The sequence below is a fragment of the Brevibacterium sp. S22 genome (assembly GCF_004745485.1).
Taxonomy (GTDB): Bacteria; Actinomycetota; Actinomycetes; order Actinomycetales; family Brevibacteriaceae; genus Brevibacterium.
The window spans coordinates 111,335-134,315 of the sequence record NZ_RHFG01000001.1; the positions used below are offsets into that span (position 1 = coordinate 111,335).

A 22,981-nucleotide genomic window follows, 5' to 3' on the forward strand; every position below is an offset into this window, starting at 1 on the left:
GTTCAGTCGTCGTGGGGCTGCGGAGGCAGGGCGGCGATGATCGGATGGTCCTTGCCGGTGTTGCCGAGCTTCGCGGCACCTCCGGGCGAACCGAGGTCGTCGAAGAATTCGACATTGGCCTTGTAGTACTCTTCCCATTCGTCGGGCACATCGTCTTCATAGAAGATGGCTTCGACGGGACACACCGGTTCGCACGCACCGCAGTCGACACATTCGTCGGGATGAATGTACAGGCTGCGTTCGCCCTCGTAGATGCAGTCGACGGGGCATTCGTCGATGCAGGCCTTGTCCTTGAGGTCGACACAGGGCTGGGCAATGATGTACGTCACTGGACTGACTCCTCGAAAGACTCACAGATGGTGCGCATATACACCCAACAATACGCCTTCGTCCGATTCCCGTGACCACCGGTCTCAGGTGATTCACATTGCATCTGACATCCCCGCTCACGCCTGCGCCCGGCCGGCACCGCCGTGTCATAGGGTGGGAGTGCATCAATTTCGCGGAGGAAGGCCAGAAGTGGACGATCTGCAGCCCGGCAGACGAGTGGTCGTACGGTATTCGCTCGACCCCGGCGACACCCATTCCACGTCCGATGCCCTCGGCGTCATCACAGCCGTCGACGAGGCGGGGCTCGAAATCGATACGAAGCGCGGACCCCTGCGCATCGCTCGCGGCCAGATCCTCCTCGTCCACGAGGTGCCCCCGGCTCCGACGAAGGCCGGACGTACCCATGAGATCGTCTCCGCGGTGGATCTGCGGCGCATCTCCGCGGCCGCCTGGCTTCCTGACGATGTGTCCTGGCTGCACGTGGAGAACCTGCGCAACGAAGGCACCGAGGCTGCGGCTGATGTCAGCCTGCTGCAGAAGGGCTGGCTGCTGCGCAGTTCGGAGTCCGCGACCCGCCGAGCCAATTCCTGTCTGCCGATTACCGACACGGGACTGGGCTGGGAGCAGGGTCTTGATGCTGTCGAAGAGTGGTATCGGAATCGAGGCAGGCCCAGTCGCGTCCAGATCTATTCCGCCGACGATTCCTCGACGCTTGCGCCTGAATGCGAGGGACTCGCTCCCCTCCTCTCGGCTCGCGGCTACACCCCGTCCGAGGCGGTTCTCCTGCTCACCGGTGCCACGGCTGAGGCGGCCGGTGATGCGCCCTCCCCCGCCGAGGCGGCCGCTCCCGGTCTGATCATCGACGTCTCCGAGGCGCCGACTTCGGAGCATTTCGCCGCGTGGACGTCCCAACGCAGCCCGGGAGAGGAGCCGCGAGCGGAAGAGGCGTTCCGTACGCTCATCGAAGCCGATGAGCCATGTGAGTTCGTCACTGCCTATGCCCAGCATCCCGATGGGTCCCGTTCGATGGTGGCGGCCTGCCGAGTGGTCGAGCGCAGCAAGTGGGGTATCATCACCAACCTCATCACCCGACCCGACCTGCGCCGACGCGGCGCCGGACGCTCGGTGACCGCTGCCGCAGCAGCGCTGCTCGCTCAGCGCGGAGTCCGGTCCTACCTCGTCGACATCGAGTCGAGCAACGAAGCGTCGTTGAATCTCTTCGCCTCTCTCGGGGCCGCTGTGCGGCACAGGTCCTGGTACGCCGAGGCCCGCTGACCGGCCGGGACTGCACCCTGCCCTGGGTGCGTCCGCTCAGAGCGCAGCAGGCCTGATCATTTCATCGCAGGCCCGTGCCGCGAGGGCTCAGTCCTTGCACTCGACTTCATTCACCGGCCGATAGACCGTGGTGAAGCCGTCCTTCGTGGTCTTACCCGAGGCGATGTCCTTCAACGTCCGGGTGATCCGGATCGACCAGCCGCCCTTCGGTGACTGCGGGGTGCACGAGGATCCGCTTTCGGTGACCGAACCCGGCGAGGTGTGGTCGAACCGGTCCGAAGCGTCGGCTGAGACCTCGTACTTCTTGGCGCCGAAGACCTTCGCGTGGACCTCACCGTCCTTGAGGTACATGTCGAGGACGACCGGGGTCTTCGAATTGTTCGTGAACTTCATGTCGATGGAGGACCAGTCGAGGGTCGACTCCCGACCTTCTGGGTATCGGGAGATATAACGCGAATGCGCCTGGTGTTCATCGAGGCCGAAGCCTGCGAAGAATGCGGCATTGAACAGTGTCGTCGACACCTGTGAGACTCCCCCGCCATAGTCTTCCTTCATCTGCCCCTCGGAGATCACACCGGCAGGCTTGTAGCCGTTCGCGGCAGTGCGCTGGCCCAATGCTTCGTTGAGGGAGAACTGCTCACCGGGTTGGAGCACGGTGCCGGAGACCTTCTTCGAGGCCACGCGCAGGTTGGTATCGCGGTTGGGTTCGGAGCTGTATCCGGTGGAGAAGTGCGAGATGGTATCGGAGACATCGGCCTTCTTCGCGTCCTTCGTCGTGAAATCGGGTTTGACGGAGGACAGGGTGACCGTCGGCTTGTCGTCCTTGCCGTTGATGGAGTCGGTGACAGCAGTGGTCAGCTCATCGGCCTTGATGCCGATTCCATCGCGGGAGGGCACCACTTGGGGCTTGCCGTCCTTGATCTCAAAGCAGGCGTCTTCGGCAGGTCTCCCGATATCCTTGTTCGCTGCGAGCACGGACTTCTGCAGCTCGTCCTTGTCGAAGACCGGTGTGAGTTTCGAATCCTCGGCCTTGAAAGTCAGAGTCTTCGCAACGGTCTTCGGGGATACGGTGAGGTCACCGCCCTTGACCTCGGAGTCCGCGTCCTTCGCCGGCTTCGCCGTGATCGTGAGGTCCTTGCTCACGGCGTCTTTCGCGAATCCGTCGGCCATGTCTTCGGCTTCGGCCGTGGTGATATCGGGATCGATGCTCGTCGGCCTGACCGGCAGAGCATCGTCGGCGCGCAGCCAATGCTCGTCGATGGCGGTGCGCACATCCGCGGAGTCGACGGTCTGGCCCTTCTTGCCGTCCTTGATCTTCGGTGCGGTCTTGTCGAATTCGAGTTCTGCGTCGGTGGGTTCGACGGCGAGGGATTCGGTGACCTTCGAGGTCGCCTCGTCGAACTTCTTCTCATCGACGTGAATGACGGGCGCGACCTCGTCTTCACCGAACAGGCGGTGCCAGATGACGGTGGGGTCGAGACTGAAGCCGGTGACGCGATCGACCGTGGCTTCGGCGTCGAAGGTGATTCCGGCCTTGTCCGGGTCGACCTTCGCGGTCGGCTCCCCTGCTTTCAGGACGATGCCCTTCTCTGCCTCGTCCCGCAGCTCATTGCGCAGAGTGGTCTCGGCATTCGTCGCGGACTTGCCGCCGATGTCGATTCCGGCCACGGTCGTCCCCGGCGTCAGCACTCGTCCGCTGAAGAAGCCGATCGCGATGTAGATCGCGGCCAGCACGAGTACTGCCAGGAGGATGAAGGGCCAGATCGTCTTCTTCCGGGCATCGCTGCCGGACGGGTCGGGCCCGCCGGGGTTCGAGGTTCCATCGGATAGGGTCTTGGTCGGCATCATTCTCCCGAGAGTATCGATATCGACTGATTCGCTGCGGTTCGCACGAGTCTAGCGAGTGCGATCGCGTCCGCGCACGTTGATGAAGGAGAAGACAGCGGCCAGGACCATCGGTCCGAGCAGCCACACGACGGAGCGCAGCAGGCCGGTGACGATCATATCCGAGCCGGGCAGCCACTTCGGCTGACCGAAGGCGAAGGACAGCACGGCGATGATGACGGCGGCGATCAGCATCGGGGCGCTGCTGCGGTACATCGTCTTCAGGTGCCACAGTCCGGCCGCTGCCAGGGCCACGGCCAAGACGAGTCCCCACGGCAGGATGATCGTGGTTCCGCCGAGGTTGAGGACAGTGACGTTGAGGTGCTGCATGGTGCCGAGGAAGGCGATGAGCAGTCCGAGTACGGCGGAGTGGAGGTAGGCGAAGATTCCGGGTTTCCGCGGTTCGCGGCGACGTCGCAGAGGTGCAGCCGCCGCGGCGTTCGGCTGAGCGTCCACCGCTGCGATGTCGAGCCCGGTGAGCACGTGCGGAGCCGACCCTCCGTTGGGGAATTCGGCTGGGATCGGGGCTCCGGCCCCGATGGAGAAGTATTCGCGGTCGCCGATCTTCTGACCCACACCGTTGGACAGAGCGAAGAATCCGCCGGACACGCTCACCTGGGTGCGGTGTGCCTCCAACGCAGCCCGTTTGGCTGGCAGCGCCGTGGTGACGTCCTGGTCGATGACGATCTGCCCGACCGGGGGTTTGGCCGGGATCGTCTCGGCGGCGGAGAACCCGGTGGCGGCGAAGCCGTCTTGATTCGGGTCGAATGACCGGCGAGCCGCCTCGGTGGGGGTGTCGACATAGAGGAGCCGACCGGCCCGCCATTCGGCGAGGTCGAAGGCCAGGGTCGTGGCCTCGTGCACCCGCACATGGTCGGGGTGTCCGTATCCGCCGTTGGCGGCATAGGTGATGACCGCATGCGGTTCGAAGGCGTCGATGACGGCGGCGATATGCCGGGCCACGGTCATGGCATCGGCTGCACACAGGGCATTGTCGGGCATCGTCGATGCGGGTTGGGCGTGCCCGTCCGGCCCCCACTCCATTCCCGAATCCTCGAAGGTCCGGGTGGTCCCGCCGAGGAAGGTGTGCATGCGCACACCGAGAGCACGCATCGCCTCGGCGATCTCCTGTTCGCGGACCCGGGCGAGACCAGCACGGTCGCCTTCGAGCTGCTGCAGCTCTGCGGGGATGACCTCGCCGCCCTCACCGCGGGTGGCGGTGAGCACCATGACCTCGGCACCTTCGGAGACCAATGCGGCGATCGTGCCGCCCGTCGTGATCGTCTCATCGTCGGGATGAGCGTGCACGAGGAGGACGCGTGGCGTAACAGTCATTGGTTCCTGGGTGCTCGAGGTCATTCGGTGCTGCCGGCAGTGGATGTCCGGCTCAGGCGTTCTGGCGGCGCATCTTCGCGTAGAGCTTTGCGCGTTCCTTCTGGTCGAGTTCGACCTTGCGGATGCGGATGGCCCCCGGGGTGACCTCGACGCATTCGTCCTCACGGGCGAATTCGAGGCTCTCTTCGAGGGTCAGCCTGCGCGGCGGAGTGAGGTTCTCGAAGCTGTCAGCCGATGCCGAACGCATGTTCGTCAGCTTCTTCTCCTTCGTGATGTTGACGTCCATATCGTCAGCGCGCGAGTTCTCGCCCACGATCTGGCCCTCGTAGACTTCGGAGGTCGGTTCGACGAAGAAGGTGCCGCGGTCCTGCAGGTTGATCATCGCGTACGGGGTGACGGCTCCGGCGCGGTCGGCCACGAGCGATCCGTTGATGCGGAACTCGATGTTGCCGGCCCACGGACCGTATCCGGCCGAGATCGTGTTCGCGATTCCGGTGCCGCGGGTCTCGGTGAGGAACCGGGTGCGGAAGCCGATGAGACCGCGTGCCGGAACCTTGAACTCCATCCGCACCCAGCCGGTGCCGTGGTTCGTCATGGTCGACATGACGCCCTTGCGTGCGGCAAGCAGCTGGGTCACGGCGCCGAGGTAGTCCTCCGGAACGTCGATCGTGAGCTCTTCGAAGGGCTCATGGACCTTGCCGTCGACCTGTTTGGTCACGACCTGAGGTTTGCCGACGGTGAGCTCGAAGCCTTCGCGGCGCATCTGCTCGACGAGGATGGCCAGGGCCAGCTCTCCGCGTCCCTGCACCTCCCAGGCGTCGGGGCGTTCGGTCGGCACGACCTTGAGGGAGACGTTGCCGACGAGCTCCTGGTCGAGGCGGTCCTTGACCATGCGGGCGGTGACCTTCGTGCCCTTCTCACGGCCGGCCAGCGGTGAGGTGTTGATGCCCACGGTCATCGAGATCGCCGGATCGTCGATGATGATCGCCGGCATCGGCTTCGGGTTGTCGATGTCGGTGAGCGTGTCGCCGATCATGATGTCGGGGATGCCGGCGACGGCGACGATGTCACCGGCCGAGGCCTCCGTGGCGGGAACGCGGTCGAGACCCTGTGTCTCGAGCAGTTCGGTGATCTTGACCGAGCTGATCGCGTCGCCGCGGGCCCAGGCGACCTGCTGCCCCTTCTTCAGCGTGCCGCCGAAGATGCGCAGCAACGCCAGACGGCCGAGGAACGGAGAGGCGTCGAGGTTGGTGACATGTGCCTGGAGGATGCCGTCGGAGTTGATCTCCGGCGCCGGGATCGTCTCGAGGATGGTCTTGAACAGCGGTTCGAGGTCGGGGTTGTCCGGCACGTCTCCGTCGGCGGGCTGTTCGAGGGAGGCGGCACCTGCCTTCGCGGCGGCGAAGACGACGGGCACGTCGAGGACGGAGTCGACGTCGAGATCGGGCACTTCGTCGGCGAGGTCGGCGGCCAGCCCCAGGAGCAGGTCCTGGGCTTCCTCGACGACTCCGTCGATGCGCGCATCGGCTCGATCGGTCTTGTTGATCACGAGGATGACGGGCAGCTTCGCCGCCAGCGCCTTGCGCAGGACGAAGCGGGTCTGCGGCAGCGGCCCTTCCGAGGCGTCGACGAGGAGGACGACGCCGTCGACCATGGACAGTCCGCGTTCGACCTCTCCGCCGAAGTCGGCGTGGCCCGGAGTGTCGATGACGTTGATGACGATGGGGTCCTCACCGGCCGAAGGACCGTTGTAGAGGACCGAGGTGTTCTTCGCGAGGATGGTGATGCCCTTCTCGCGTTCGAGGTCGCCTGAATCCATGACGCGTTCGGCGAAGTCGCCGTGTTCGCTGAACACACCGGTCTGCCGGAGCATGGCATCGACCAGTGTGGTCTTGCCGTGGTCGACGTGTGCGACGATTGCTACATTTCGGCGGTTTTCCCGTCGTGTGATGGCTTCAGTCATCAAGAACCTTTTGAGATAGAGAGATCGGTCCAGCCCGGACCCAACAGACAATTATACGCACCACCTGCACGCTCTCGCGTGCAGGTGGCCGTCAGGTTGAGCAGACTCAGGCGTTCATCGTGGCTTCGAGAACCGCGTCCCTGGCCTCTCGACGCTTGCGCTGCTCCCTCGGATCCGGGACCGGAACCGCCGACAGCAGGCGCTGTGTGTACGGGTGGACGGGGTTCGACACGACCTGCGAGGACTTGCCGATCTCGACGAGGTAGCCGTGGCGCATCACCGCGATGCGCTCAGCGATGCGTTCGACCACTGCCAGATCGTGGCTGATGAACATGCATGCGAAGCCGTATTCCTTCTGCAGGCCTTCGAACAGGTCGAGGACCTTCGCCTGCACGGACACGTCGAGCGCCGAGGTCGGCTCATCGGCGATGAGCAGCTTCGGTCGCAGAGTCAGTGCGCGGGCGATGCCGATGCGCTGCCGCTGACCACCGGAGAGCTCGTGCGGGTACCGGTTGCGCATCGACGTCGGCAGCTCGACCGCGGTCAGCAGCTCCTCGACGCGCTTGCTCAGCCCGGGTCCCTTCATCCCCTCATGGAGGTAGAGCGGTTCGCCGATCGACTCACCGACGGGCAGTCGCGGGTTGAGTGAGGAGCCTGGATCCTGGAACACGATGCCGACTTCCTTGCGCAGCGGTCGCATCTGCTTGTTGCTCAGACCCTTGATGCTCGTGCCGTTGACGACCATATCGCCTTCGACAGTGGGCAGGAGGCCCAGAGCGGCACGCCCGATCGTGGTCTTGCCCGAACCGGACTCGCCGACCAGACCCACGACTTCGCCGGGAGCGATCATGAGATTGATGTGGTGGGCGGCGCGGAAGGCCTTCTTCCGTCCGATCGCGGGATATTCGATCGCAGCATCGCGCAGCTGCAGGGCAGAGGGCTTCGAGAAGTCCGCCTGCGAGCCGGGATGGTAGTACGTCTCAGTGGAGTCCATCTCGATCTCGCGGTGATCCGGCTCGTTCGCCTGAGCTCGTGCCTCGGCCACAGCCATATCAGCGGCCCCGGCCTCCGAGAGACCGTCCCCGCCGGCACCGTTGTCCTGCAGCCCGACAGGGTCAGACACGTGCGAGGCCTGGTCAGAGCTGATATCGCTCAGCGAGGCCTTGACATCTCCGATGCTGCCGCCGAATGCTTCGTTCTCGGTTCCCGCACCGAGGTGGGGAACAGCATCGAGCAGCTGCTTCGTGTACGGATGCTGGGGTTGATAGAAGATCTCCTCCGCCGTGCCCGATTCGACCACCTGGCCCGCGCGCATGACGATGATGCGGTCGGCCATATCCGCCACCACGCCCATATCGTGTGTGATGAGGATGATGCCGGCGTCGAGCTTCGACTTCAGCTCGCGCATGAGCTTGAGGATCTCGGCCTGCACCGTGACGTCGAGCGCCGTGGTCGGCTCGTCGGCGATGAGCAGCTTCGGCTGGCAGGCCAGGGCCTGCGCGATCATGATGCGCTGCCGCTGACCACCGGAGAGCTGGTGCGGGAAGGAATGGAAGCGATCCTCGGGGTCAGGGATCTCGACGAGCCGCATGAGCTCGAGAGCCCTCTCTTTGGCCTCGCTGGGACCGATGTCGAGGTGGACGCGCAGCGTCTCGACGATCTGGTAGCCGGCGGTATAGACCGGGTTGAGCGCGGTCATCGGCTCCTGGAAGATCACGGAGATCTCGTTGCCGCGGACGTGCTGTATCTTCTCCGGCGGCATCCCGATGAGCTCACGCCCACCGAGCTTCGCCGAACCGGTGGCTCGACCGTTGCTCGGCAGGAGCCCGAGCAGAGACATGCTCGACTGCGACTTTCCCGAACCGGACTCACCGACGATCGCCAGCACCTCACCGGCGTTGACGGTGTAGTCGAGGTGTTCGGCGGCCATCCACCATTCGTCGCTGACCCAGAACTGGACGCCGAGGTCCTTGACCTCGAGGATCGGGGACCCCTTCTTCGACTGGGCATCTGCTGTGTTCTCAGTCATCAGTTCGCCCCTTTCTGCGCCATGCGTTCGGCTTTCTTCATCTTCCTCCAGCTCGGAATGGTCTTCATCCTCGGGTCGAACGCGTCGCGCAGGCCGTCGCCGATGAAGTTCACGCACAGGGCGATGATGATGATGAACAGACCCGGCCACCAGAACAGCCACGGCCGCGTGGCAAAGGAGGTCTGGTATTCGCTGATGAGCTGGCCCAATGAGATGCCGGGCGGCTGGATGCCGAAGCCGAGATAGCTCAGCGAGGCCTCGAGGACGATCGCCTGGCTCATGATCAGCGTCGTGTTGACGATGATGACGCCCATGGCATTGGGCAGCATGTGCTTGAACATGATGCGGAAGTCGCTCGCTCCCGCCACACGGGCCGAATCGACGAACTCCCTTTCGCGCAGTGACATGAAGTCACCGCGGACGAGACGGGCCAGGCCCACCCAGAGGATGCAGCCGAGCGCCAGGCCGAGCATCGGACCGCTGGATCCGCCGACGAGGACGCCGAGGATGGAGCCGACGACGATGACCGGCAGGATGATGAAGCCGTCGGTGATGCGCATGAGGATCGAATCGACCCAGCCGCGGTAGTAGCCTGCGACGGCACCGACGATCGTACCGATGACCAGGCACACGGCGCCGATGATGAACATGACCATGATGGAGATCTGAGTCCCCTTCATCACTCGGGCGAAGTTGTCGCGGCCGATCTCGTCCTGCCCGAACGGGTGGTCCCCGAGGGAGAAGATCGACGACAGCGACCACGTCGGCGCACCACCGGGATTGGCCACCTGCCCGGAAGCCGTATGGGAGAACTTCCACCAGCCGGGCAGGCCGCCGATTCCCTGCGCGCTGAAGGCGAAGATCGCCACGAGCACGAGGACGATGATGCTGATCATCGCACCCTTGTGACGGAGGAACTTGCGCAGGACGATCCTGCCCTGCGACAGGCCTTCGGTTTCCTTCGACTCGATCGCATTGTCCCCGACTTCGTCGAGAGCGAGAGCGTTCTGATTGTCGTTGTTGGTACTCATGCGTTCACTCGGATTCTCGGGTCGAGGACGGCGTAGAGGAAGTCCGCGACCAGGTTTGCGATGATGGCGAGCAGACCCGTGATCAGGATGTAGGCCATGACCGGATCGAGTTCGGCCTGCCTCATCGAGTCGATGAAGAGCTTGCCCATGCCGTTCCAGCCGAAGATCGTCTCCGTGATCACGGCACCGCCGATCATGGTGATGATGTCGACGGGGATGATCGACGCCAGCGGCAGCAGTGCATTGCGCAGGGCATGGCGCATGATCACCGTGCGCTCGTTGAGGCCTTTGGCTCGCGCCGTGCGGATGTAGTCCTGCCCCATGACCTCGAGCATCGAACCGCGGGTGTAGCGGGTGTAGGAGGCGAAGGAGATCAGCACCAGAGCGATCGACGGCAGCAGCAGGTGAGTGAACGAGTCGAGGTTCGTGATCCAGAAGTCACCGTCGATGTTCGGTGCAGAGGCACCGATCGTCGCGATCGGGCGGTTGTTGATCGCTGGGTCGTTCGAATAGTCCTGCCAGCCCTGCAGCACGCGGTCGGCGAAGATGAGCACAGCCACGATGATGGCAGTGAAGCTCGTCGTCCGTGCAGTGTCCCAGGGATCCGGGCCGCGGAATGCCAGTCCGACTGCGATGGCGATCGCGATCGCGACGATGAGGAGACCGAACATCCACAGCCAATTCATCCCGACGTAGTAGAAGAGGTTCATCAGCGGCCAGTAGAGCAGCGCGCCGATGACGACTGTGGTGAGCGAGGCGTAGAGCACGCGGCGATTCTTCAGCCCCGTCGACAGGAACGTCATCACGACAGCCGCGCCGGCGCCGATGACGACGACACCGAGGAGACCGATCGTCGGCTGCTGCATCCAGCCGCTGGCGAGGATGTAGTAGACAGTGCCGAAGGTGATGAGAGCGGCGGCGGCAAAGGTGATGATCCGTCGTCTGGCGCTGCCGCCGAGCGCACCCATCCAGAACAGCCCCATCGCCACACAGCCGATGATGATCGGCCACCAGGAGTCCAGTGTCGGATCGTTGATGAAGTTGTTGATGTCGATCGCGCCGTACTGCTTGAGCAGCACTGCCACCCAGAAGACAGGCAGCGAGTAGAGGAGGAACGAGACGAAGGTGATGAAGTAGTCGAAGCCCGAGTACTGGCGGATGGCCGAGATCATACCGACGGCGATGCCGAAGATGATGGCCACGATCGTCGAGGCGGTGATGAGCTTGATCGTGTTGACGATCGCGCCCTGCAGCTGGTCGGTGACCTCTTGGCCGGACTTCCAGGCGATGCCGAAGTCACATTGGCCGATGGCGCAGCCGCCCACACCGGCGAGCCACTTGAAGTAGCGCACGACTGCGGGGGTGTCGAGGTCAAGGAGTCGACGACGCGACTCGTAGAGAGCTTCGATGTTCGGAGAGGTGCTCGAACGCAGGTCCCAGAAGAAATCCAGGGCCACGTTGAGCAGGAGGTAGAGGACGAAGGTGACGACAAGCAGCACGAGCACAGTCGAAAGGAGTCGTCGGAGGATGAATCTGATCATAGCGGGCTGTCCGTTTCAAACTTCTGAAGACGCCGTTGTGGGGACCACACAGTGATCCCCACAACGGATGGTGTGTGGAGAGGAACCGACCAGGGTCAGTTCGTCTCCCACTCCCAGTAGTTCCACATCAGAGTCGGTGAAACGGTCGTCGACGACGCATTCTTCAGCTTGTCGCTGTAGATGAGCAGCTCGGGGTGCTGGAACAGCGGTGCGCCGAAGGCATCGTCTGTGAGCTGCTTCTCGAGTTCCGTCGACAGCTTCTCATGGTCCTCTTCGGGTGCCACGAGGATCTTGTCGAGGATGTCGTTCGTCTCGTCGCTCGAATAGCCCCCATAGTTGTTCTGAGCACCGGTGCGGAAGTTCGCATCGGCTTCGGTGATTCCGGTGCCTTCGGACTGCCATCCGAAGATCGACACATCATATGTCCCATCACCGAGGCGAGTTCCCCAGTTGACATCACCGACGTCTTCGATCTCGAATCCGGCCTTCTCCGCCGATTCCTTGACCAGCTGGAACTCCTGCTGGCGCCGGGAGTTCGTGTTGTCGTACATGACACGGACCTTGGGTGACTCGACGCCCGCCTCCTTGAGGAGCTTCTTCGCAGCGTCGACATCGACCTCTTCGTAGGCGTCGATGCCATTGCCTGCGACGATACCGTCGTACAGCGGGGATCCGGGCACCTGGTTGAAGGAGTCACGAGTGACAGCTTCATCGTTGAGCGGCTTGATGATCTTGTCGACGATGTCCTGACGCGGGACGGTGTGCAGGAACGCCTGCCGCACCTTCTTCGCCTTCTCCTCGTCTCCGCCGTTGGCTTCGGGGTCGAAGGGCCCCTTGTTGTCGAAGGTGAAGTCGACATGCTCATAGGTCGCGCCGTCGCCGGCTTCGACGGTGACGCCGTCGAGGTCCTCGGCAGCCGAGAGCACGTCAGCCGTCGCCTGCGGCTGGGTGAAGTCGACTTCGCCGTTCTCCACCGCCTGGACCATGGCCATCGGATCACCGTTGTAACGCACGGTCACGGTGTTGACCTTCGGTTTGTTCGGGCCCGTGTAGTTGTCGTCGAGTTCGAGCGTGAGGTACTGGCCTTCTTCGAACTTCGTGATTTTGTACGGTCCGTTGTGGACGAGGAGATCCTCGTCTTTCGGCATCGATGTGAAATCGAAGCCGGTGTTCCAGGTGTTCGAGATCTTCGAGAGCTTCTCGGTGTCCTCGTCCTTGATCGCATCGAGGATGGCCTGCTTGCCCTCTTCCGGATCATCGACGCCGAGAGCCTTCTTCGCGACGATATGCGAAGGCACTCCCACGCCATCGGGACCGATGCCGAACTCGTCGGCCCAATCGGCATAGGGTTTGGTGTATTCGAAGGTGAGCTCCTTGCCGTCATCGGAGATCTCCGGGAAGTCCTTGATCAGCGATGCCCCGACAGTCGAGGAATCGAAGTAGACAGTCTTCGCGTCGTTCTCCTTCACCGCTCCGTCGTCGTCGTTGTTCGACTCGACGGTGTTGAAGTTCGTCGACCTGCCGGCCCAGGTCAGCGCCAAGTCAGCGGCGTCGACGGGTGTGCCGTCGGACCACTTTGCATCGTCGTTGAATGTGTACTTGACCTTCAGCGGATCTTCTGAGACCTGCTCCACCGTACCGAGGTTGCCGTCCTGAACTTCGAGGTTGTCGTCGTAGTACCCGAAGTTGTCGTTCATCAGGTAGGTGAGGAGGGCATTCGAGGCCGCATTTCCGTTTGCGGTCTGGGTATTCATCGATCGGAAGGACTCATTCCACCCGATATTGAGTGTTGAGTTGTTCGACGACTCTTCATCATCGCCTCCGCCAGGGGGTGTGCAGGCGGTGAGCACCATTGCAGCGGCAGCCACAGAGGCGCCGGCCGCGAGGAAGCGCTTGTTCACGTTCTCTCCTTGTTGTTCTAGGGCGAGTCACCCTCGTACGTGCACCCCAAAACCGGAGTGCATTCCGGTCACATCCGCAGCGTCGGCAGAGGCCGAAGCACATGTGACCGCGTTCATGTTTTTCACATGGATTGCATCAAAGCTAATTCACTGAGGACTGTGACCGAGTCCACATAATGAGCAAATTTCGCAATCGTTACCGTTTCGAGACTAAGAGAACAGACAACTTTTGCTCAGTCTCAGTGGATAGGATGAACAGGTGGCTGACAGTGAGATAGATCGCAATGACACCGAGCCGACCGTCGTGCGGACGACGAGCTCGACGGCTCTGTTCTTCATCGTCGGCGGGCTCTGCGCCTTGGGTGTGATCTCCATCGTCTTCGGCGATTTCACACTGCGCGGACTCGCCGCCGCTGGCATCCCGCTGGCCGTCGGCACCTTGGTCTTCGTCTTCTACCGGTATCCCCGTGTCGAGCTGCACCGCCGGCAGATCGTCTTGGTCAATCCCCTGCAGACCGTGACGATCCCATGGAACCTCGTCGACGGCTTTGAGACCCACTTCGGTCTCAGCGTGCGCACTCATGCGAAGAAGTTCGCCTCATGGCCGCTGGCCGGCAAGGGCAAGAAGTGGGAGAAGGACGAGCACGGTATCCGCCGGCTGGTCGAGGATCCCAACCCGGCCGTCGACACCGTGCTCGAACGCTATTCGGCTCTCAGCGACGAAGAGCTGGCCAACCCAGGCGGGCAGCGCAGGGTCGAGACGAGATGGAACATCGGCATCGTCGCCGTGGGACTCCTCGCCATCGCGTGGGCGCTCATCGGCTTCGCCGCACTGCCGAGCTGAGGAACTCTCTGAAGGCTCTCACCATCGTCTGAAGCCTGCGCAGGACCGCGGTCACCACCCGCGTTCGCGCCACTCCCCCAGTTTCGGGCGCTCGTCACCCAGAGTCGTCGAGTCTCCATGCCCGGGCAGAACGAGCGTCTCATCCGGAAGCTCACCGAAGATCCGATCTTCGAGGTCGTCCATCAGAGATGTGAAGTCCTCGGCCGACCAGGTCTTGCCCGGTCCGCCTGGGAACAGCGAATCGCCGGAGAACAGGATCGTCTTTCCCCCGTCACGAAGGAGCAGCGCTGTCGAGCCGGGAGTGTGTCCGCGCAGTCCGATGGCCTGGAGGACGAATCCGCCGAAGTCCCCGACGTCGAGGTGATCGACGGAGTGCGCGATCTCTACGCCTTCCGCCTCGGTGATGGCGGCCGCGTCCGCGGCACCGGCGATGGTCATCGCCTCCGGATAGTTCGCCGAGGTGGCCTGCAGAGCCCGGATATGATCCCAATGCTGGTGCGTGGTGATGATCGCCCGCAGAGTCGGCTCGGCTTCGGTGTCCTGGGCGCCGGAGCTGATGAGATCGGCGATCCCATCGGCATCATCAGCGGCATCGATGAGCACCTGGGAACCGGTCTCCCTGCCTGTGAGCAGGTAGACGTTGTTCGCCATCTCGGAGACCGCAATAGATCGGATGACGACGTGCTCGGTTTCGATCGTGTTCATTTCCGTACTCCTCAATCTGTTCTGTCTCGGCTCGATGTCTTCTGTCTGGGCGAATGGTTCGGTGATGGCTGGTCGGGTGCCCCGATCGCTGCGGAGCGTCCGCAGCGATCACGGATGGATCACCAGGATCCGCGCGTGTACTGCGGAGGGTAGGGTCCGGGTTCGACGCCGAGCACGTGGGCGGCGCGCTGTGGCCATGAGGGTTCGCGCAGAGCGGCTCTGGCCATGAAGATCGCATCGGCCTGACCCGTGCTGAGGATGGTCTCGGCCTGCTTCGGGTCGGTGATGAGTCCCACGGCTCCGGTCGGGACGCCTTCTGCCCGAATCGCTGCGGCCAGGGACACCTGGTAACCGGGACCGATGGGGATCCGCACCGGATAGTTGCCGCCCGAGGAGACGTCGATGAGGTCGACTCCGGCTTCAGACAGAGTACGGCTGACCTCGGCGGCCTCGGCGACGTCGAAACCGCCGTCGGTCCATTCGCTCGCCGAGATGCGCACGAACACCGGCACATCGTCTCCGACTTCGGCGCGCACCGCGGCATAGACCTCGTGCAGCAGTCGAGACCGTCCGGCGAGGTCGCCGCCGTATTCGTCGCTGCGCTGATTCGACAGCGGGGACAGGAACGAATGGAGCAGGTAGCCGTGAGCGGAGTGGAGCTCGACGAGATCGAAACCGGCGTCGATCGAACGACGGGCCGCAGCGGCGAAGGCGGCGACCACCTCGGCGATATCGTCCTTGGTCATCTCCGCAGGCTCGGCGAGCTTCGGATAGGCGATGGGGCTGGCGCCGAACGTCGGCCACCCGCCCTCGGACTCGGGCACGCTGCCCTTCGGTTCACCGGTGAAGGGACGATAGGTGCTCGCCTTGCGGCCGGCGTGAGCGAGCTGGATGCCGATGACGCTGCCCTGGGAGTGGACGAAGTCGACGACCGCCGACCAGGAGTCGGCCTGATCGTCGTTCCAGATCCCGGCGTCCTGCGGTGAGATGCGCCCTTCGGGGACGACGGCCGAGGCCTCTGTGAGGATGAGTCCGAATCCGCCCTGCGCTCGGGCACCGAGGTGGACGAGGTGCCACGGGCCGGGCATTCCGTCTTCGGCTTCGCAGGAGTACTGGCACATCGGGGCCAGCCAGATGCGGTTGGGAATCTCGGTCCCCCGCAGAGTCAGCGGTTCGAACAGCTCAGTCATGCCATCAGTCTGCCAGTTCCGCTCGTCCTCAGACAGCGATCCCGAATACCGGAACGGCGAGCAGATACACCGTGGCGGTGATGAGCACGATGCCGATGACATTGAGCCACAGCCCGCCCTTGACCATCTGCGCCACGGTGACATATCCCGAGCCGAACGCCACCGCGTTGGGTGGGGTCGCGACCGGCAGCATGAACGCGCACGTCGCGGCCAGGGCAACGGGAATCGTCAGCAGCAGCGGGTCGAGGCTGAGGCCCATGGCCACTCCGCCGACGACCGGAACGAACGTCGCCGCGGTTGCGGTATTCGAGGTCAATTCTGTGAGGAAGAGGATGATTGCCGCGAAGATCGCAACGACGAGCATTGTCGGAAGAACCCCGAGACCACTGGTGGTCTTGCCGATCCATTCGGTCAGGCCCGAATCCGAGAACTGTGCGGAGAGAGCGAGCCCGCCGCCGAAGAGCAGGAGGACTCCCCAGGGCAGCTTCTCCGCCGTCGCCCAGTCGAGGAGCCGAACTCCCCGGTTTGCTCCGCCGGGGATGAGGAAGAGCAGGAGCCCCACGACCATGGCGATGCCTTCGTCGCTGATCGGCGGCTCGTCAAAGATCAGCGGCAGCGAGATCCAACTGACGGCGGCAAGGACGAACATCGCGAGCACGAGCTTCTCACCTGTGGACATGGGGCCGAGTTTGGCAAGTTCATCGCGGATGAGCTCACGCCCTCCGGGAATCCTGTCGATCTCCGGTCTGAACAGTACCTTGACCAAGAGGAACCAGGCGATGGCCATCATCACCACCGACAGGGGCACACCGACGATCATCCACTGGCCGAAGCCGATGGAGATGTCGTAGTTGTCTTTGAGATAGCCGACGAGGAAGAGATTGGGAGGAGTGCCGATGATGGTGCCCAGCGACCCGATCGACGCGGAGTAGGCGATGCCGAGCATGAGCGCGGTGCCGAAGTTCGACTTCACGACCGCGCCGATGCCGGTGTCATCGCCGCCGTCGCTCGGTCTGTCGGCAGCGCCGACGGCGTCTTCTGTCCCGTCTCCGTCAGGATCCGCCGTTTTGTTGAAGGCGGTGCCCACAACCTTCGACACGATCATGAGCACCGACATGCCGATCGGCAACATCATCACTGCGGTCGCCGTATTCGACACCCACATCGAGATGAACCCGGTGGCGATCATGAAGCCAGCGATCATCGGTCCTGGCCGGTCACCCATGATGCTCAGCGTCACGAGTGCGATGCGACGGTGCAGATTCCACCGCTGCATCGCCAGGGCGATGAGGAAGCCGCCGAGGAAGAGGAAGATGATCGGATTCCCGTACGAGGCGCCGACGGTCTCCATCTCGACGTCCGTGCCGAACACGGGGAACGCCACGAGCGGAACGAGGGAGGTCGCTGCGATCGGCAGCGCTTCCGTCATCCACCAGGCCGCCATGAGCACCGCGACCGCCGCGGTCAGTTTGGCACCATGCCCGATATCGGCAGGCATGATCGCATAGATCAGAGTGGAGAAGATGAGGCCGAGCAGGAACCCGGTCCACCTGATTCGCAGGGTGGTGCGGCTGATTCCGGGTTCTCGTTCCCCGGGAGAGCGCAGGTCGACCTCGGTGGATGTGAAATCAGGGGAACTCGGGCGCGGGGACATTCTCACTCCTCATCGAGCAGGTTTGCCTGTGCTTTGGCACAGCCTACTCCAGAAGTGGTCTCACCATCGACAGAGGAGCCCTTGACCCGTGGGCGCAAGCGTTCCTACAGCTGGCCGCAGAACTCCTGGATATGGTCGGCGACGATCTCGGGGTGTTCGACCATCGACAGGTGCGCCGAGTCCGGGATCGTGACGAAGTGCGCGCCCTCGATCTGCTGGGCCATCTCTGACATCGCCTCCGGGGTGCAGCCGGGGTCCTGGGCCCCGGCCACGACCAGCGTCGGGGTGCTGATCGAACCGAGCTTTCCGCTCAGATCGTAGGTCTTCAGCGCCGAGGCGGCCGCGCTGTAGACCTCATCATCGACCAGCGCGAGGTCGGAGAGGATGAGGTGACCGGTGGCGATGTCCTCGCCGAGGAATCCGGCGGCGAACCACCGGTCGGCGGTGTCATCGACGATGCTCCGGGTTCCGTCGGCGCGGACTTGGCCGATGCGTTCGTCCCATGACTCCGGGGTGCCGAACTTCTCGGCAGTCGCGCAGGCGATGAGTCCTGTCAGGACGTCGGGATGGTTCAGTGCCAGAGTCAGACCGACAGCGCCGGAGATCGAGACTCCGCAGTAGGCGAAGGACTCGACCCCGACCTCGGCGAGGGACTCGACGACACCGGAAGCCAGCGCTTCGACTGTCAGCGGGGCGGCCGATCCACCGTTGGCCACGGTGTGCCCCGGAAGGTCGGTGAGGTAGATCTGATAGTCGTCGGCCAAGCGTGCGGCTACGGGCGTCCACAAGGGCATCCGTGTGCCCAGAGCGTTGCCGAAGACGAGGACGGGAGAACCGGGATTGTCGTTGAAGGCACGGACGGCGATGCGCATGGAGGCTCCTTGAGAACTTGAGGTGCGTCGGAAATTCGACTGGATGTGACGGAAGTCGACGAGCTGGATGCGACGGGGAAGCTGTGTCGGGATCGGTCAGGAGTCTGTCGTTGAAAGCCTACCGTCGGAGTACTCGAGATAACAGCTCGGGCACAGTGATTCATAGGTCACAGTGTTGCCGTCGATGGCGACCTGATCGCCGTCGAAGATGAACCGTCCGTCCACGAGCCGGCCGTTGAACATGGCCTTGCGACCGCAGCGACAGATCGTCTTGAGCTCCTCGAGGGTATGGGCGATCTCGAGCAGCCGGGCCGATCCGGGGAACGCCTTCGTCTGGAAGTCCGTGCGGATTCCGTAGCACATCACCGGCACCGAGGCATTCGTAGCGATGCGCATCAGCGAATCCACTTGGACAGGGGTGAGGAACTGCGCCTCGTCGATGAGCAGGCACGAGACCGGGACCTTCGGAGCGTCGATGGACTCGATGAGGGCATCGTGGTCGACGTAGTCCGCATGTTCGGCATAGATCGTCTCAACGTCGCCGTCGGCGGGGATGACGAAGTCGACCTCTCGAGTGACTCCCAGCCGGGACACGATCTGCGATGCTCCCTTGGTGTCGATGAGCGGTTTGGCCAGCAGGACCCGCTGACCGCGCTCCTCATAGTTGAAGGCCGCCTGCAGCAGAGCGGTCGACTTGCCCGAATTCATCGCTCCGTACCGGAAGTAGAGTTTGGCCACTGTCGTCCTCTTTCTGTTGTCCGTGCCGACACAGAAGACTACCGGGTGCCGACGTCAGATGTGAGCACCATCATCGGCCTGACCCGACTGCTGAAATGGCCCAGAAGGTAGGATGGAGGGCGACAAACCCCAAGAAGATGCGGAGTGGTCCACAACTATGGCTAAAATCATTTACACGCGCACGGATGAAGCGCCGCTTCTGGCGACGTATTCGCTCAAACCCATCATCGAAGCCTTCGCTACGTCGGCCGGTGTCGAGGTTGAGACTCGAGACATCTCTCTCGCCGCACGCGTGCTGGCCCAGTTCAGCGACCGCCTGCCCGAAGACCAGCAGGTCGGCGACGCCCTGGCCGAACTGGGTGCACTCGCCCAGACCCCTGATGCCAACATCATCAAGCTGCCCAACATCTCCGCTTCGGTCCCGCAGCTGAAGGCGACGATCGCCGAACTGCAGTCCCAGGGCTACGATCTGCCCGACTATCCGGAAGAGCCTTCCACCGATGAGGAGAAGGATGTTCGGGCTCGCTACGACAAGGTCAAGGGTTCGGCCGTCAACCCGGTTCTGCGTGAAGGCAACTCCGACCGTCGCGCACCGCAGGCCGTGAAGAACTTCGCCAAGGCCCACCCGCATTCGATGGGCGAATGGTCCAAGGACTCGAAGACCCGCGTCGCCACCATGGACCGGGGCGATTTCCGCGACAATGAGAAGTCCGTGATCATCGATGCCGATGACACCCTCACCATCCGCCTGCGCACCGAAGCCGGCGAGACCACGATCCTCAAGCAGTCCCTGCCCGTCCTCGCCGGCGAGATCATCGATTCGACGAAGATGAACGCCGCCGCCCTCGACGAGTTCGTCAAGGATCAGATCGCCGCTGCCAAGGCCGACGGCGTCCTCTTCTCCGTCCACCTCAAGGCCACGATGATGAAGGTCTCCGACCCCATCCTCTTCGGGAAGGTCATCGAGGCCTTCTTCCCCGATGTCTTCGCCGAATACGGTGATGTCCTCGCCGAGGCGGGGCTGACCTCCGACAACGGACTGGCCGCCATCCTCGGCGGGCTCGATGCCCTCGATGCCGACGTCGCCGCCGGGGTCAAGGCCGGAATCGAGAAGGGCTTGGCCGATGGTCCCGACCTGGCCATGGTCAACTCGCACAAGGGCATCACGAACCTCCACGTGCCCTCCGACGTCATCGTCGACGCCTCCATGCCCGCGATGATCCGCGTCGGCGGCAAGATGTGGAACAAGGACGACCAGACCCAGGACACCCTGGCCGTCATCCCCGACTCGTCCTACGCCGGCGTCTACCAGACCGTCATCGAGGACTGCCAGGCCAAGGGCGCCTTCGATCCGACGACCATGGGCACCGTGCCCAACGTCGGTCTCATGGCCCAGAAGGCCGAAGAGTACGGCAGCCACGACAAGACCTTCGAGATTTCCGAGGCCGGCACCGTCGAGGTCGTCAACTCCGCCGGTGAGGTCCTCATGAGCCATGAGGTCGCCGCCGGTGACATCTGGCGCGCCTGCCAGACGAAGGACGTCCCCGTCCGGGACTGGGTCAAGCTCGCTGTCACCCGTGCCCGCCTGTCGGAGACCCCGGCCGTGTTCTGGCTCGATGAGACTCGTGCGCATGACACCAACATCCGTGCGAAGGTCGAGGAGTACCTGCGTGACCACGACACCGAGGGCCTGGACATCCGCATCATGAACCCGGTGGAGGCCACTCAGTTCTCCATCGACCGCATCCGCGAGGGCAAGGACACCATCTCGGTGACCGGGAACGTGCTCCGTGACTACAACACGGACCTGTTCCCGATCCTCGAGCTCGGCACCTCGGCGAAGATGCTCTCCGTCGTCCCGCTCATCGCAGGCGGCGGACTGTTCGAGACCGGTGCCGGCGGCTCGGCTCCGAAGCACGTCCAGCAGCTCGTCGAAGAGAACCACCTGCGGTGGGACTCACTCGGTGAGTTCCTCGCCCTGGCCGAGTCCTTCCGCCACGAGTTCAACGTCCACGGAAACGAGCGGGCCGGAGTGCTGGCCGACACCCTCGATGCCGCTACGGGCAGGTTCCTCGAGGAGAACAAGTCGCCTTCGCGCAAGGTCGGCGAGATCGACAACCGCGGCAGCCACTTCTACCTCACCCTCTACTGGGCTCAGAAGCTGGCAGAGCAGACTTCTGACGAGGCGCTGGCCGAGGCCATCGCGCCGGTGGCGAAGGCACTGACCGAGAAGGAGGACGCCATCGCGACCGAACTCCTCGAGGTTCAGGGCGGCCCGGTCGACCTGGGCGGCTACTACTACCCCAACGATGATCTGGTGAACGCGGCGATGCGTCCGTCGGCAACGCTCAACGAGATCATCTCCTCCCTGAGCAAGACCGTCTGACCCACTGCTCGACACCAACTGAGGAAGAGTCCCGGCAGCCCCTGCCGGGACTCTTTCTGCAAACCACCCTGGTTCTGCAATCCACCCTGGTGCGCCCCATCAGCAGTTATGATGGGGCGCATGAGTACTCAAGACCCGCGTGGCGATTCGCAGACGCCCGAAGAGCTCCTGGCCGAAACCGATGCAGTCCTCGGCAGCGATACTCCCGCGACGGGCGAGGCCGCCGCTGCAGACAAGACTCGGGAGATCTCCCCACACGAATCAGCTGAACAGACTCAGCCTCCGGCCGGACATACCGACGAACAGTCACAGCCTCCGGCCGGACACACCGGTGAGCTGCCGTCGACGAAGGCCGGTTCCGGAATGTCGGCGGGCATGTGGGTCTCGCTCATCCTCGGCGCCGTCATCGTCGTCCTGCTGCTCATCTTCATTCTGCAGAACAATGTCCCCGCCGAGTTCAAGTACTTCGGCTGGCAGTTCGAACTGCCTCTGGGCGTGGCTATGCTCTTCGCAGCCATCGGCGGCATCCTCATCGCCGGGATCATCGGGTCGGTGCGGATCTACATCCTGGGCCGCAAGCTGAAGAAGATCAACAAGGCCCTGGGCCGCTGAACGATGGCGCACCACCCCAGCTTCACCGAACTGTCCACCGAGCTGCCCGTGACTCTCATCCTCGCCGATACTTCGGCTGAGGCGGCGTGGGCACGCGACGACGCTTCCGTCCTCACCGAGCAGGAACGCAACTATGCACAGGAATTCGACGCCGAGGCGGCCGTGACCTGGTCAGCCGGTCGTGTCGTCCTCCGCCATGTGCTCGGAGCACATCTGGACCGGGATCCCGCTGCGATCGAGATCCGCCTCGATTCGGCGGGCAAACCACGCCACGATGAATGTGAGTTCTCGGTGTCTCGGTCTCGACGCCTCGTTCTCGTCGCCGTCGCCGACGACCCGGTCGGGCTCGACATCGAAGCGGTCCCCGAACGAGATGTCGCCCTCGAGGCTGTGCATCTGCTCCACAAAGATGAGCGGGCCGAGCTCGAGGCCTTGTCCGACGAGGACTTCGCCGCTGGGTTCGTCCGCGTGTGGGCGCGCACCGAGGCCTTCCTCAAAGCGCTGAGCACGGGCCTGGCTCGCGATCCCGGTCTCGACTACATCGGCGCCGGGCCGCACCCGAACTCACCGCATCCGGACGTCGACATCCACGACCTCGAGGCTGGCATTCCGGACGGTCATATCGCTGCGATCGCGTTCAATCGCTGACTGTCTCTCCGCGCTGGCTTTCACCCCGCGCTGACTTTCACTC

Annotated in this window: 18 protein-coding genes; 5 read left to right on the plus strand and 13 right to left on the minus strand. The window is 63.5% G+C overall.

Features of this window, described 5'->3' with window-relative positions; translation table 11 throughout:
* Nucleotides 1–2: 2 nt before the first annotated feature.
* Nucleotides 3–329: a ferredoxin gene (gene fdxA / locus EB835_RS00605; RefSeq protein ID WP_135807566.1), complete on the minus strand. Its 327-nt coding sequence runs from the start codon at nt 327–329 to the stop codon at nt 3–5.
* A gap of 190 nt (nt 330–519) precedes the next feature.
* Here fdxA and EB835_RS00610 point away from each other — a divergent pair, with 190 nt between their 5' ends.
* Nucleotides 520–1,605 carry a GNAT family N-acetyltransferase gene (locus tag EB835_RS00610; protein ID WP_135807567.1) on the plus strand — a complete coding sequence of 362 codons (1,086 nt, stop codon included), beginning with the start codon at nt 520–522 and terminating at the stop codon, nt 1,603–1,605.
* Between the two features lie 87 nt (nt 1,606–1,692).
* Here EB835_RS00610 and EB835_RS00615 read toward each other — a convergent pair whose 3' ends face one another.
* The 7 genes from EB835_RS00615 to EB835_RS00645 form a co-directional block, all read right to left on the minus strand.
* Complete coding sequence (locus EB835_RS00615; RefSeq protein WP_240688447.1) at nt 1,693–3,453, minus strand: VanW family protein; 1,761 nt, start codon at nt 3,451–3,453, stop codon at nt 1,693–1,695.
* 48 nt (nt 3,454–3,501) lie between these two features.
* Nucleotides 3,502–4,824 carry a PIG-L family deacetylase gene (locus tag EB835_RS00620; RefSeq protein ID WP_135807568.1) on the minus strand — a complete coding sequence of 441 codons (1,323 nt, stop codon included), beginning with the start codon at nt 4,822–4,824 and terminating at the stop codon, nt 3,502–3,504.
* Between the two features lie 52 nt (nt 4,825–4,876).
* Nucleotides 4,877–6,787, minus strand: a complete 1,911-nt coding sequence (typA, locus tag EB835_RS00625) for a translational GTPase TypA (RefSeq protein WP_135807569.1) — start codon at nt 6,785–6,787, stop codon at nt 4,877–4,879.
* Between the two features lie 106 nt (nt 6,788–6,893).
* On the minus strand, nt 6,894–8,816 hold the full coding sequence (locus EB835_RS00630; protein ID WP_135807570.1) for an ABC transporter ATP-binding protein: 1,923 nt from the start codon (nt 8,814–8,816) through the stop codon (nt 6,894–6,896).
* The gene (locus EB835_RS00635) at nt 8,816–9,847 is read right to left on the minus strand and encodes an ABC transporter permease (protein ID WP_135807571.1); all 1,032 of its coding nucleotides are present in this window, start codon (nt 9,845–9,847) and stop codon (nt 8,816–8,818) included. Before EB835_RS00635 ends, EB835_RS00630 begins: the two co-directional genes overlap by 1 nt.
* Nucleotides 9,844–11,388 carry an ABC transporter permease gene (locus EB835_RS00640; RefSeq protein WP_135807572.1) on the minus strand — a complete coding sequence of 515 codons (1,545 nt, stop codon included), beginning with the start codon at nt 11,386–11,388 and terminating at the stop codon, nt 9,844–9,846. The genes EB835_RS00635 and EB835_RS00640 overlap by 4 nt, the downstream gene beginning before the upstream one ends.
* Before the next feature lie 95 nt (nt 11,389–11,483).
* Nucleotides 11,484–13,289, minus strand: a complete 1,806-nt coding sequence (locus tag EB835_RS00645) for an ABC transporter family substrate-binding protein (RefSeq protein ID WP_135807573.1) — start codon at nt 13,287–13,289, stop codon at nt 11,484–11,486.
* A gap of 259 nt (nt 13,290–13,548) precedes the next feature.
* Here EB835_RS00645 and EB835_RS00650 point away from each other — a divergent pair, with 259 nt between their 5' ends.
* Entirely contained in the window at nt 13,549–14,133 is a 585-nt protein-coding gene (locus tag EB835_RS00650) for a hypothetical protein (protein ID WP_240688448.1), read from the plus strand.
* A gap of 51 nt (nt 14,134–14,184) precedes the next feature.
* On the opposite strand, the gene EB835_RS00655 is transcribed toward EB835_RS00650, so the two are convergent.
* From EB835_RS00655 to EB835_RS00675, 5 genes are all read right to left on the minus strand, one after another.
* Complete coding sequence (locus EB835_RS00655) at nt 14,185–14,838, minus strand: MBL fold metallo-hydrolase (protein ID WP_135807574.1); 654 nt, start codon at nt 14,836–14,838, stop codon at nt 14,185–14,187.
* A 119-nt stretch (nt 14,839–14,957) separates the two neighbouring features.
* Nucleotides 14,958–16,028, minus strand: a complete 1,071-nt coding sequence (locus EB835_RS00660; RefSeq protein ID WP_135807575.1) for an NADH:flavin oxidoreductase/NADH oxidase — start codon at nt 16,026–16,028, stop codon at nt 14,958–14,960.
* 28 nt (nt 16,029–16,056) lie between these two features.
* Nucleotides 16,057–17,682 (minus strand): SLC13 family permease, encoded by a 1,626-nt coding sequence (locus EB835_RS00665; protein ID WP_135807576.1) that lies wholly within the window; start codon nt 17,680–17,682, stop codon nt 16,057–16,059.
* Nucleotides 17,683–17,786: 104 nt separating this feature from the next.
* A complete protein-coding gene (locus EB835_RS00670; RefSeq protein WP_135807577.1) occupies nt 17,787–18,554 on the minus strand; it encodes an alpha/beta fold hydrolase in 768 nt (255 codons plus the stop codon).
* A 96-nt stretch (nt 18,555–18,650) separates the two neighbouring features.
* On the minus strand, nt 18,651–19,292 hold the full coding sequence (locus EB835_RS00675; protein ID WP_135807578.1) for a thymidine kinase: 642 nt from the start codon (nt 19,290–19,292) through the stop codon (nt 18,651–18,653).
* 157 nt (nt 19,293–19,449) lie between these two features.
* Between EB835_RS00675 and EB835_RS00680 the strand changes: the two genes are divergently transcribed.
* The 3 genes from EB835_RS00680 (at nt 19,450) to EB835_RS00690 (ending at nt 22,938) form a co-directional block, all read left to right on the plus strand.
* Nucleotides 19,450–21,678, plus strand: a complete 2,229-nt coding sequence (locus EB835_RS00680) for an NADP-dependent isocitrate dehydrogenase (protein ID WP_135807579.1) — start codon at nt 19,450–19,452, stop codon at nt 21,676–21,678.
* 120 nt (nt 21,679–21,798) lie between these two features.
* Nucleotides 21,799–22,290, plus strand: a complete 492-nt coding sequence (locus EB835_RS00685) for a LapA family protein (RefSeq protein ID WP_135807580.1) — start codon at nt 21,799–21,801, stop codon at nt 22,288–22,290.
* 3 nt (nt 22,291–22,293) lie between these two features.
* A complete protein-coding gene (locus tag EB835_RS00690; RefSeq protein ID WP_135807581.1) occupies nt 22,294–22,938 on the plus strand; it encodes a 4'-phosphopantetheinyl transferase family protein in 645 nt (214 codons plus the stop codon).
* The last annotated feature ends 43 nt before the right edge of the window (nt 22,939–22,981 follow it).